General features: G+C 45.2%; 11 protein-coding genes and 3 tRNA genes. All 14 read right to left on the bottom strand.

What is annotated here, in order from left to right; translation table 11 throughout:
• Positions 1-2: 2 nt before the first annotated feature.
• Positions 3-713 carry a response regulator YycF gene (gene yycF, locus D1970_RS06690; protein ID WP_119112116.1) on the bottom strand — a complete coding sequence of 237 codons (711 nt, stop codon included), beginning with the start codon at positions 711-713 and terminating at the stop codon, positions 3-5.
• 205 nt (positions 714-918) lie between these two features.
• Positions 919-2391: a M23 family metallopeptidase gene (locus D1970_RS06685; RefSeq protein WP_119112115.1), complete on the bottom strand. Its 1473-nt coding sequence runs from the start codon at positions 2389-2391 to the stop codon at positions 919-921.
• A 386-nt stretch (positions 2392-2777) separates the two neighbouring features.
• Positions 2778-2850 (bottom strand) — tRNA-Phe (locus D1970_RS06680).
• A gap of 65 nt (positions 2851-2915) precedes the next feature.
• Positions 2916-2987 (bottom strand) — tRNA-Glu (locus D1970_RS06675).
• A gap of 11 nt (positions 2988-2998) precedes the next feature.
• A tRNA-Lys gene (locus D1970_RS06670) sits at positions 2999-3074 on the bottom strand.
• A gap of 599 nt (positions 3075-3673) precedes the next feature.
• A complete protein-coding gene (locus tag D1970_RS06665) occupies positions 3674-4966 on the bottom strand; it encodes an adenylosuccinate synthase (protein WP_119112114.1) in 1293 nt (430 codons plus the stop codon).
• Positions 4967-5209: 243 nt separating this feature from the next.
• Entirely contained in the window at positions 5210-6574 is a 1365-nt protein-coding gene (gene dnaB / locus D1970_RS06660; RefSeq protein ID WP_119112113.1) for a replicative DNA helicase, read from the bottom strand.
• Positions 6575-6734: 160 nt separating this feature from the next.
• A complete protein-coding gene (gene rplI, locus D1970_RS06655) occupies positions 6735-7184 on the bottom strand; it encodes a 50S ribosomal protein L9 (RefSeq protein ID WP_119112112.1) in 450 nt (149 codons plus the stop codon).
• Entirely contained in the window at positions 7181-9154 is a 1974-nt protein-coding gene (locus tag D1970_RS06650; RefSeq protein ID WP_119112111.1) for a DHH family phosphoesterase, read from the bottom strand. Before D1970_RS06650 ends, rplI begins: the two co-directional genes overlap by 4 nt.
• 20 nt (positions 9155-9174) lie before the next feature.
• Complete coding sequence (locus tag D1970_RS06645; protein ID WP_119112110.1) at positions 9175-10122, bottom strand: YybS family protein; 948 nt, start codon at positions 10120-10122, stop codon at positions 9175-9177.
• Positions 10123-10286: 164 nt separating this feature from the next.
• Positions 10287-10529, bottom strand: a complete 243-nt coding sequence (gene rpsR, locus D1970_RS06635) for a 30S ribosomal protein S18 (protein ID WP_119112108.1) — start codon at positions 10527-10529, stop codon at positions 10287-10289.
• 54 nt (positions 10530-10583) lie between these two features.
• Positions 10584-11096 carry a single-stranded DNA-binding protein gene (ssb, locus tag D1970_RS06630; protein ID WP_119112107.1) on the bottom strand — a complete coding sequence of 171 codons (513 nt, stop codon included), beginning with the start codon at positions 11094-11096 and terminating at the stop codon, positions 10584-10586.
• A 73-nt stretch (positions 11097-11169) separates the two neighbouring features.
• Positions 11170-11457 (bottom strand): 30S ribosomal protein S6, encoded by a 288-nt coding sequence (rpsF, locus tag D1970_RS06625; RefSeq protein ID WP_119112106.1) that lies wholly within the window; start codon positions 11455-11457, stop codon positions 11170-11172.
• Between the two features lie 241 nt (positions 11458-11698).
• On the bottom strand, positions 11699-12799 hold the full coding sequence (ychF, locus tag D1970_RS06620; protein WP_119112105.1) for a redox-regulated ATPase YchF: 1101 nt from the start codon (positions 12797-12799) through the stop codon (positions 11699-11701).
• Positions 12800-12890: the final 91 nt, after the last annotated feature.

Genomic DNA, 12890 nt, shown 5'->3' with positions numbered 1-12890 from the left:
GTTTACTCCTGCTCTGAATTCCTTAAATAGTAGCCGACTCCTCTTCGGGTCACAATCCATGTCGGATGGCTCGGGTTGTCCTCGATTTTTTCCCTAAGGCGTCTAACGGTAACATCCACTGTTCGGACATCGCCGTAATAATCATAGCCCCAGACAGTCTGGAGAAGGTGTTCCCTCGTCATAACCTGACCGATATGCTTCGCCAAATAGTGGAGAAGCTCAAACTCGCGGTGCGTGAGTTCGATCGTTTCGCCGCGTTTGGACACGACATATGCATCCGGATGGATGGTCAGGGAGCCAATTACAATCTCATTGGTCTCTTCTTCCTCCTCCGTTTTTTGGGCGGCTGCCTGATGCCTGCGAAGGTTTGCTTTTACCCTGGCAATTAGTTCGCGCGTACTGAACGGTTTTGTCACATAATCATCGGCCCCGAGCTCAAGGCCGAGAACTTTATCGATTTCAGAATCCTTCGCTGTCAGCATGATGATCGGCATTTCGTACTTTTTGCGAACCTCGCGGCATACTTCCATTCCGTCGCGCTGCGGTAGCATGATATCGAGCAAAATCAAATCCGGCTGGATTTCTTCGACCATTTCGACCGCACTGTTGCCATCGTACGCACAGTACACATCGAATCCCTCTTTTTTCAGATTGAATTGCAGAATGTCTGCGATTGGCTTTTCATCATCAACAACGAGTATTTTCTTATCCATACAAAGTCTCCTTTTTTCGAGGTCATATTTTTATATAAACGGCTTTATCCTGCAAAAAAAATCCTATCCTTCTTATTTTACTTTATTACGCGCAAAAACTGAATTCTTCTGCAGTATGTGGCAATATTCTTCACTGCCAATACAGGTATATACAGGGCATATAAAGGAAAAAGCCTCTAGTTTGCCTAGAGACTTTAGATATCCTTTAACGAATGTATTCCCTCGGGTTCACAAGCTGGCCGTTTTTATAAACCTCGAAGTGCAGATGCACGCCTGTTGAATCTCCGGTAGAACCCATCACGCCAATCTGCGAGCCGGCTTCAACTGTCTGGCCTGAGCTGACGCTGATGGAATCAAGGTGGGCATAAACCGTGCGGAAACCGTTCTGGTGGTCAATGACCACTTTATTCCCATAAGATCCGTCCATACCTGCCGAAACCACAATTCCATTGTCGGCTGCTTTAATCGTCCGGTCTCCTGGGCGGGCAATGTCGATTCCCTTATGCATTCTCCCCCAGCGATAGCCCTGTTCACTTGAGACATAGCCGCCTGATGCTGGCCATATCAGTGCTCCGCTGCCGCGTGAAGGAATTTCTTTTGTTCCTTTTATGGTAATTTCACTGACAGGCTCTTCGTTCACGATCGTCTTGACTGTTTCTTTTCGGGCAGTCCCCCCATTCACTTCGGAGACTTTATAGATGACGGACTTGGCACCATCCTTGCCTGCCTGTTTCACTCTCGAATCACCTTTTGGCATGGATGAGTCTTCTTCGACTTCCCTGCTGAAAGGAATGCTTTCATTTTGGAAAACTTCTTTTTCTACAGCTACTTCAACAAGCGGCTTCAGGACGGTAACATTCATTTCTTGTCCTTGTTTAAGGAGTGAGTCTTCTGTAAGGCCGGGATTCAGTTTTAGCAGTTCGGCCAGCTCCAGTCCATGACTATTTGCGATAGAGCCAAGAACGTCGCCTTCCTGAACTTTATATTTCTTTTCTTCCAATGTGCCTTTTTTCAAAAGCTTCACCGCATCTTCGGCCGATAGGACTCTATTAGGGGCTACTTCTTCTGTCGAAGCGGCCATGTTCTTTGTCAGCTTGACATCCAAAAGGCGGGATTCATTTTCTTTCAATTCCGGCAACGAAGCCGGTTTCAATTTCTTCCGCTGTTCAAGGTCGGCTAGCTCTTTTTCGGTGACATAGCTTAGCTTCATCTGCCTGATTACTTCTTTAAATGCTGCCTGATCTTTTACATAGGCTGCGGCTTTGCCGTCGATATTGATGGCCGTTGCTTTCGCCATGATACTTAACTTACTTTCAACCTGTTTGGCGATATCCGCCTCATCGGAAGAAACTGCTGACTCGAACACCTGCTCAGGTACAAACGCCAAGTCCGGACCAAGCGTGACATCAAGATCCTTGTATACCAGCTTAGCGGCATCCGTCTTTTCTTCTACAAGTTTTTCGATCATTTCTTTATTATTGATGGTTCCAAGGAATTCATCATTCATATATACGTAATACACTGTTGTAAGCTCCGTATCGGAAGCTGCTGCATTTGCTGTTCCGACCGATAGGGCAGAGATTGCGACTGCAGCCATCAAGGCTTTTCCTAATGTCGGTTTTATCTGGCTGGTTGCTTTGTCCTTTAGCTCGGACAATTTTTTAATCAAACTCACCATCTTATCCTCCTGCAGGTACAGTAAACACAGTAATAGGCTAGTACCAATTGACTAATATTTTAAAAAATCAATCCCCTATTACATTACCATATCCTTGTTTAAAAAGATTACCAGTCTTCATGATGTAACAAAAATGTATAATAGCTGACATGAACCTGCTTTTTCTAACAATTAGCAGGAAAAAGGCTAAATGTGAAAATTGTAGAAAATAGTCGAAAAAACGAGAAGTAGCAAGGGTCTGCGTTGCATAATGAGGATAAAGAGAGAGGGTATTTTAGTAACTACTGTTATACAGAGGTTAATAGTATTATTTACTGTTTGATTACAGAAGTGTTACAAAAATAGAAAAAAAGGAACATGTACTGATTACACGCTCCCTTTTTTAATGGCTTGGGACGGAATCGAACCGCCGACACATGGATTTTCAGTCCATTGCTCTACCGACTGAGCTACCAAGCCATAACAATATTCAATTCTTTACATCGCGGGGTGATCACCATCGCCCCAGTGAAAAATATGTAAAGTGACCCCTACGGGATTCGAACCCGTGTTACCGCCGTGAAAGGGCGGTGTCTTAACCGCTTGACCAAGGGGCCACAGAAAGAAATGGTGAGCCATGAAGGACTCGAACCTTCGACCCTCTGATTAAAAGTCAGATGCTCTACCAACTGAGCTAATGGCTCATAAAATATGAGATTGTGTCATGTTTCGACTAAAAGCGAGCCTTTCGGAAACGACTTTTTTATATTAACATAGGGACTAATTTATGTACAAGGTTTTTTATAAAAATATATATCCTTTTTTAATCTATTTCACAAGAATAAGAGATTAACCCCCTTTTTTACTTCACGATCCATCTATTTGTAAAAATATGACATTTCTTTGATGCATGAAAGCGCCCGTTTGATACGGTAAATTTACCTTCCACTCTTTGAGTTTTATTAAAAATAAAGTAGAAGCAATAAATTCATCTATAATTGCTCCCTTTTCCTGGAGGAAAGGAGTATTTTTTCGGGAAATAGTATCTTTCTCTCGGGAAATAACGTGATTCGGACAGAAATCAGAGAGATTAAGACAAAAAAACAGTTGATTCGGACAAAAATTCGTGTGACTAGGACAAGAAACAGGCTGATTCGGACAATTAGACAATATATGGCAACCAACACTCTTTCAGCACCCGCTTTTTCAAAGGGAAAAGTACAAGTTCCAGGCAGCAAAAAATTTATCGAACAAATAAAAAAAGGAACCCTGCATAACGGGGTTCCTTTTAACTACCATAAATTTAGTTTTGTCTCCATGGGCTGCGGACCACATTTGTCTGGTTGCGGTCAGGGCCTACTGAGAAGATTGACAATGGAATGCCTGTAAGCTGTGTTACACGCTCAAGATAGTGGCGGGCATTTTCAGGCAGCTCGCTCAGTGACTTGCAGCCTGTGATGTCTTCTGTCCAGCCTGGAAGCTCTTCATAAACTGGTTCACACTCTGCGAGTACCTTCAGGCTTGCCGGGAACTCTTCAATGATTTCGCCTTTGTAGCGGTAAGCTGTACAGATCTTCAATGTTGGAATGCCTGTCAGCACGTCAATTGAGTTCAGTGACAGGTCGGTAAGGCCGCTCACACGGCGGGCATGGCGGACAACGACACTGTCAAACCAGCCGACACGGCGGGCGCGTCCAGTTGTTGTGCCATATTCGCGTCCCACTTCACGGATTTGGTTGCCGATCTCGTTGTTAAGCTCTGTCGGAAACGGGCCATCTCCCACTCTTGTCGTATAGGCTTTGCAGACGCCGACAGCATGAGTGATCTTGCTTGGTCCTACACCGGATCCAATTGTGACTCCGCCGGCAACAGGGTTGGACGATGTAACAAACGGATAAGTACCTTGATCGATATCAAGCATGACACCCTGCGCACCTTCGAACAGCACCCTGCGGCCGTCATCAAGCGCGTCGTTCAAGACAACAGATGTGTCGCAAACGTATTTAGCGATTTGCTGTCCGTATTCATAGTATTCCTCAAAAATATCTTCGAGTTTAAAGCCATCTGTCTCATACATCCGTTCAAGCAGACGGTTTTTTTCTTCAAGATTGCGTGCAAGCTTTTCTTCGAATGTTTCGCGGTCAAGTAGGTCAGCAATCCTGATACCCATACGGGCTGCTTTATCCATATAAGCCGGTCCGATTCCTTTTTTGGTCGTACCGATTTTGTTGTCGCCTTTTCGAGCTTCTTCCACCTCATCAAGTTTTAAATGGTACGGAAGGATGACATGGGCACGGTTGCTGATGCGCAGATTGTCCGTAGAGACACCTTTTTCATGGATATAGGCTAGTTCCTTAACAAGTGCTTTCGGGTCGACAACCATTCCGTTGCCGATCACACAAATTTTATCCTGATAGAAAATGCCGGATGGAATCAAATGGAGCTTGTAAGTTTCTCCGTTGAATTTAATTGTATGGCCTGCATTGTTTCCGCCCTGGTAACGGGCTACCACTTCGGCATTTTCCGATAAAAAGTCGGTAATTTTGCCTTTTCCTTCGTCTCCCCATTGTGACCCAACAACTACTACTGATGACATGTTCAGAAGCACCTCCAAAGTTACTTTGTATATAAAATTACTTTTTTCCGACTGAAACAAATCAATTTTAACAGTTAACAGAAAAAAAATCAACAAAACCCGAACAATAATATTAAAAAAACATTGTACGTTCGTTATATGTATAGGATTCCCGCTTTTATTTCCTGTCATTCATAAAAGTACCATGGTAAAAAACTGTTTCATCCCATGGAAAAAGCCCTGCCCAATGGGCAAGGCTTTAGGCTATGCTCCCGGAGGAACCGCCGAGTCGTCAAAACGTTTTTCAAGATTGACGAACTTATTGTATTCTTTCACGAATGCCAGCTGGACTGTGCCAACCGGACCATTCCGCTGCTTGGCAATAATGATTTCGATAATATTCTTATTCTCTGATTCTTTATCATAATAATCATCACGGTAAAGAAATGCCACGATATCGGCATCCTGCTCGATACTCCCCGATTCACGGATATCGGACATCATCGGCCGTTTGTCCTGCCTCTGCTCCACACCCCGGGACAACTGGGAAAGCGCAATGACAGGCACTTCAAGCTCCCTTGCCAGCGATTTAAGGGAACGCGAAATTTCGGAGACTTCCTGCTGACGGTTTTCGCCGGAACGGCCGTTTCCCTGGATCAGCTGCAAATAGTCGATCAGGATCATTCCGAGGCCCCGCTCCTGCTTAAGCCGCCTGCATTTTGAGCGGATTTCGCTAATGCGGACACCTGGCGTGTCATCAATGAAAATTCCAGCATTCGATAGGCTTCCCATGGCCATCGTCAGCTTTCCCCAATCGTCATCCGTCAATGAGCCTGTTCTCAGGTTCTGGGCGTTGATATTCCCCTCAGCACAGAGCATCCTCATGACAAGCTGCTCCGCCCCCATTTCCAGGCTAAAAATAGCCACGTTTTCCCCTGTCTTTGTCGCTACGTTCTGGGCGATATTAAGGGCAAATGCCGTTTTACCCACTGATGGACGGGCTGCCACGATGATCAAGTCGTTCCTCTGAAAACCTGCTGTCATTCTATCAAGCTCAAAAAAACCTGTTGCAATTCCGGTAATATCGCCTTTTCGGTTATGGAGAAGTTCGATATTATCGTATGTCCTTACAAGAACATCTTTAATATTATGGAAAGCCCCTGCATTTTTCCGCTGGGCAACTTCAAGGATGCTCTTTTCCGCTTCACCTAAGAGCGCTTCAACCTCGTCTTCTCTCGAGTAACCATCCGAGGCAATGGATGTTGCCGTCCGGATTAGACGCCTGAGAAGCGATTTCTCTTCGACAATCCGGGCATAGTATTCTATATTGGCCGCAGTCGGAACAGAAGCAGCCAGCTCGCTCAGATAGCTGACACCGCCAGTATCCTCCAGAAGCTTGGCTGCGGCGAGTTCTTCCGTTACGGTAATCAAGTCAACCGCCTTGCCGCGGTCACTGAGAATCAGCATGACGTCAAATATTTTTTGATGGGCTGCCCGGTAAAAGTCTTCCGGTATCAGCACTTCGGAAGCCACCGTCAACGCTGACGGCTCAAGAAAAATGGCGCCCAGAACCGCCTGCTCGGCCTCAATATTCTGGGGGGGCATCCGGTCTGCATATAGATCATTCATCCGCAAACCTCCTTCACTAGAGGGTTTTTCCTATATCAAGAAAAAAAGTGATCAGCTAAAAGACCAATCACATTTTTTCGCATCTCATGGAAAACAGTTATACGCGTTTCCCGTGCTTATTTTATTTTATCATGTTTATGTTTGAAATGAACTGCCAATTTTAGTGGGTTTCTTTTACATGAACATTCATTATTGCTGTCACTTCTGTGTGCAGCTTAACAGGAACCTTTGTCACGCCTAGTGAACGGATGGCATCCTCTAGCTCGATTTTCCGCTTGTCGAGCTTGATTCCGTGCTTTTTCTGCAGTTCTTCGGCAATCTGCTTGCTTGTGATTGACCCAAACAAGCGGCCGCCTTCACCAGATTTAGCCGAAAGCTCCACTGTAAGGTTTTCAATCTTCTCTTTAAGCGCTTTTGCTTGCTGAAGTTCTTCCTCAGCCAACTTTTCCTCTTTTTTCTTTTGCGCTTGCAATGAGCTCATTGCAGAGTTTGTTGCTTCGGAAGCAAGGCCTTGCTTGAGCAGGAAATTTTGCGCATAGCCGTCCGCTACATTTTTAACTTCCCCTTTTTTACCTTTTCCCTTTACGTCTTTCAAGAAAATGACTCTCATTCTTTTGTTCCTCCTTCTATATATTCATCAATGGCCGTTTTCAGCATTTCCTCAGCCTCGTCCATCGACATATCGGCAAGCTGTGTCGCCGCATTGGTTAAATGGCCGCCGCCATTCAAATGTTCCATGATGACCTGGACATTGACCTCTCCCAGTGAGCGCGCGCTAATCCCAACCAATTGGTCAGCTCTCCTCGAGATGACAAAGGATGCGGTTACACTATCCATTGTCAGGAGCGTATCTGCTGACTGGGCAATCAGTACCTGATCGCATATCTGATCGTCGTCAGCTCTTGCGATGACAATTCCATCACGGTGAAAATACACATTTTCGATGATTTTAGCACGTTTGATGTACGTTTTGATATCCTCTTTTAAAAACTTTTGCACTAGGACAGTGTCAGCTCCATGGCTCCGTAAATAGGAAGCGGCATCGAACGTCCTCGAACCGGTCCTCAGCGTAAAGCTCTTTGTATCCACAATGATGCCGGCAAGCAGCGCCGTTGCTTCAAGCATTTGAATTTTACCGTTTTTCGGCTGGTATTCGAGCAGTTCAGTTACCAGTTCCGCAGTCGAGGAGGCATAAGGTTCCATATAAACCAGCATCGGGTTTTTGATGAATTCCTCTCCCCTGCGGTGATGGTCAATGACAATCACTTTTTCCAGCCTGTTAAGCAGCCTTTCGTCCATCACAAGAGATGGCTTATGCGTATCGACAACAACGAGAAGCGTATCGTCCGTGGAAAGCTCATAAGCCTGTTCAGGCGTTATAAAGCGAGCGTACAAAGCTTCGTTATTCCTGATCTCATCCATCATTCTCCGTACGCCTGATTCCGCTTCATTTTTGTTATAGACAATATAGCCATCACGCTTATTCATTTGCGCTACTTTTAATATCCCGATGCAGGACCCGATTGCGTCCATATCAGGGTTCTTATGGCCCATGATCAGCACTTTGTCACTTTCGGTAATCAGTTCCTTCAGCGCATGGGAAATCACCCTTGCCCTTACCCTGGTCCGTTTTTCAACCGGGTTGGTCTTCCCGCCGTAGAACTTGACTTTCCCGTTTGGCTGCTTGATGGACACCTGGTCTCCGCCCCTGCCAAGAGCCAAATCAAGGCTGGATTGCGCCTGCGTTCCCAGTTCTGGCAGCGACGAGACGCCTGTGCCAACACCTATGCTAAGCGTCAGCGGCACATTCTGCTTGGAAGTGGTCTCCCTTACCTCATCCAGTATGGTGAATTTTCCCTTTTCAAGCAAATGGAGAATGCTCTCATTGAAGACGCCAATATAGCGTTCAGAGGAAATACGTTTAAGGAAAACGCCATTATTCGTGGCCCATTTATTGAGAATGGATGTGACAATATTATTCAAATTGCTTCGTGTCTGGTCATCCATACCCTGCGTGAGTTCATCATAGTTATCAAGATAAATGATGGATATGACGGTCCGTTCATCATTATACATTTTTTCAATTTCTGTCTGTTCCGTTACATCGAAAAAGTACAGGAGGCGCTCTTCCGTTTTATGGATCACCCGGAATTTGCGGTCATGAAGTGAAATGATTTCCGTTTCCACTTCCTGCTTGATTAATGGAACAACAGCTTCAGCTACATCATACAGCGACCTGCCGACAAGAGTATCCTCCTGAAAGCATGAAGCCATAAACGGATTGGTCCATTCAACGAAATAATCATCATTGATCAGCATGATTCCAATCGGCATCTCCATTAAAGCTTCTTCCCCTACCTTTTTGACGCGGTAGGACAAGGTTGAAATATACTCTTCCGTTTCTTTCCTGAATTTAAAATTAACCTGAAACAAAAAGTAAATCAGGATGGCGGTAATAACGAATCCTATTGCCCCAAGCGCGAGATTATAGTAAGACAGTCCTCCCAGAATAAACAGGGTAACAGCCATTAATCCGTACATGGGATAGCGTATTTGCCGCCTTTCCAAATATGAAGGCATTTGCTCAGCTCCCAGTGCAGTTATTTCTGATCATTTCTCCCCAGCCTTTTTCTCAAGTCAAAACCTATATCAATTATACCTAATATCCTAATGATATAAAAAACAATCGGAATCAGAAAAGCAAGGAAAGCTGCGGCAACAGCCCATGCTTTCGAATACCCTTTAAAATAGGCGACATAGAACAGGAATGACAGACCCTGAATAACCATGAGGAACTGCAGGATAAATACAAGATTGGCAAGTGCAATATACCAGTATGTTCCCTCTTCAGGTTTGAATAGCATCGAAGCTAAAAGTGTCAGTAAATAATACCAGAGCACGCTTTTGGGAACCGTAATTTCCCTGAATGGCTTCCAGCCTGCAATCTGGATCCCAAATCTCTTGAGGATTGGAAAGGAGACGAGCTGGGTGATGAGCACATTTACGAATGCAAAAATGACGAATAGGCTTGGCAGCAGGACTTCCAATAAATCGATTGAATCAGTCCACTGCTGAATCATTTTCTCATCGGCAGGCTGCCCCATCCCTTTAAGCATACCGATAGACATGTCTATTGACCGTCTGAGTGCATCCATCATTTCTTTAATGAAATTGATATCAAAGAACTTGACGGAGATGCCATATATTGCGACAATGTTGACGAGGAAAACGAGCGAGCCTGCCACATATACCATTTGGCGGCTTTTCTTTTCCCTTATGGCCAAACCCATGACAATACCTGTCAGTCCAAGCGACAATGTAAATGGAATAGCGAGCCATGACCCGATAATAAGGGAGAGCAGGATTGCAGCTATCATAAAAACAGCCGAGCTCTTCCAGCCGCTTTTAGCAGCGTACATGATAAATGGGAGCGGAAGGAAAAGTGAGGTTATCGATCCAACCACCGGGATGTACAGGGTCATTAACAGCAGCACCGAAAAAACTGCCAGCAGGGCCGCCCCTTCAGTCAATTTGTATGTATTTTTCAAGACTTCACCTCTTTTATCAAGCTTTCATGCAAAAGGGCACTGTTCCGGATGCCCATAACGTTATTTTAACGAGTCCTCTCCATACATTCAACAGGGAACCTGACCAAAAGAATATGACAAAAGGCAGCGGGGTCTCCCACTGCCTTTTTATAGCCATTGATGAACTATTCACCTGAAACGTATGGTAACAATGCCATTTGACGGGCACGTTTGATTGCTACTGTCAGTCTGCGCTGATACTTCGCGTTTGTGCCAGTTACACGACGTGGTAAAATTTTACCACGCTCAGAGATAAACTTTTTAAGAAGATCTAGATCTTTATAATCGATGCGAGTGATTCCGTTTGCTGTAAAATAGCAAACCTTGCGGCGTTTTGCACGTCCGCCTCTGCGTCCTCCACCTGCCATGATAGATTCCCTCCTTTATGAAATGATTATATACTTACGCTCATTAAAAACGTTTTAAAATGGGAGATCATCATCCGAGATGTCGATTTGTCCGCCACCTGCGAATGGATCCTCATCTACCCGGGTATAACCCTGGTTTTGGTTTTGATTCTGGTTTTGGCGTTGATTCTGATTTCCAAACGGGAAATCCTGCCCTCCCTGGCGAGATGGCTGCTGCTGCGATCCCCGGTCTGTCCCCTGACCCTGGCCTTTTGGCTCAAGGAATTGGACGCTCTCGGCGAGCACTTCCGTCACATATACACGTTTTCCGTCCTGTCCTTCGTAGCTGCGAGTCTGGACACGGCCATCAACGCCTGCGAGATTTCCTTTTTTAAGGAAGTTCGCAACGTTTTCAGCTGGTCTACGCCAAACAACACAGTTAATAAAGTCTGCTTCCCTTTCTCCCTGCTGGTTCGTAAACGGGCGGTTTACGGCAAGGGTGAAGGATGCGACAGCAACGCCATTGGGTGTATAGCGCAAATCCGGATCCTTCGTCAAGCGGCCGACAAGAATTACACGGTTCATCATCAGAATCAACTCCTTCCTCCAGCAATGTTTCACGTGAAACATTCAAAGCTGAAAGTTATATTTGAAAATAGTTTTATTCTTCTTCTTTAACAACAATATGGCGAATGATATCTTCGCTGATTTTAGCAAGACGGGAGAATTCTTCAACCGCTGCTGGTTCAGAACTGATGCGAACTAGTTGGTAATAGCCATCGCGGAAATCATTGATTTCGTATGCAAGACGGCGCTTGCCCCAGTCTTTCGCTTCTGTAATCTCCGCACCATTATCTGTAAGGATTCCGGCAAAGCGCTCAACTAGAGCCTTTTTAGCCTCATCTTCAATATTTGGTCGGATGATGTACATAACTTCGTACTTTCTCATCACTGTCACCTCCTTTTGGTCTGACGGCCCACTTAAGGGCAAGGAGCAATTGTACATTACTCACAATTTGAAATTATATCATACGTTTTCCGGGAAAGCAATCTACTAAAGGATGCAAAATGAAAGATTTCCTCTTCTACCCTCACCTAAAACACTAACATACGTTCGCTTTTTTGTCCATTTCATCATCGTATGAATCAAAAAATAAAACGCCCCAATTCAGGGGCGAGTGCGGCATAGATTATACGTTGAAGCGGAAATGGATGATGTCTCCATCCTTCACTTCATATTCTTTTCCTTCGAGTCTGACTTTTCCAGCTTCTTTTGCAGCGCCCATTGAGCCGGCTGCCAAAAGGTCATCATAAGAAACAGTCTCTGCGCGGATAAAACCTCTCTCGAAGTCAGAATGGATAACCCCTGCGCATTGAGGAGCCTTCATGCCGCGGCGGAATGTCCAGGCGCGGACTTCCTGCACACCTGCAGTAAAGTATGTTGCAAGGCCAAGCAGGCTATATGTCGCCCTGATCAGCTGGTCAAGCCCTGACTCTTCAATGCCGAGTTCTGATAGGAACATCTCTTTTTCTTCGCCTTCCAATTCTGAAATCTCTTCTTCGATCTTGGCACAGACGACAATCACTTCGGCGTTGTCTTTTTGGGCAAACTCGCGCACCTGGCTCACGTACTCATTCTCAGAAGGATCCGCAATATCATCTTCACCGACATTTGCTACATAAAGCATCGGCTTTGTTGTGAGCAAGTGAAGATGTTTGATGACTTTTGCCTCTTCTTCGGTAAATTCAACTGTGCGGGCAGGCTTCTCGTTTTCAAGTGCTTCCTGCAGCCTTGTCAAAAGAGGAAACTCTACCATTGCATCCTTGTCTTTTTGTTTCGCCATTTTTCCAACCCGGCCAATCCGCTTTTCAACGGATTCAAGGTCTGCAAGGATCAGCTCCAAATTGATTACTTCTATATCATCAATCGGATTCACTTTTCCAGAGACATGGGTAATATTATCGTCCGCAAAGCAGCGGACAACCTGGCAGATAGCATCCACTTCACGGATGTGGGATAGGAATTTGTTTCCTAGCCCTTCTCCTTTGCTCGCGCCTTTTACAATACCGGCGATGTCAGTGAATTCAAATGCTGTTGGAACCGTCTTCTTTGGCTGGACTAGCTCCGTCAGTTTATTCAATCGGTGGTCGGGAACTTCAACAATCCCTACATTTGGGTCAATCGTACAGAACGGATAGTTAGCAGACTCCGCACCTGCCTGAGTTATTGCGTTGAACAATGTGGACTTCCCTACATTTGGAAGTCCAACAATACCTGCTGTCAAGGCCATCCTTGTCACTCCTCTAGTAAAAGTTTATCTATTATAACCTGGTAATAGCTCGGAACAATTTTGCCTCTCACAATTATAGAGAGTCCCTGTC

The organism is Mesobacillus zeae (assembly GCF_003570705.1).
In the GTDB taxonomy this organism is placed as follows: Bacteria; Bacillota; Bacilli; order Bacillales; family Cytobacillaceae; genus Mesobacillus_C; species Mesobacillus_C zeae.
The sequence above is the reverse complement of the archived record's forward strand: the minus strand, read 5'-3'. Positions and strand labels throughout refer to the sequence as shown.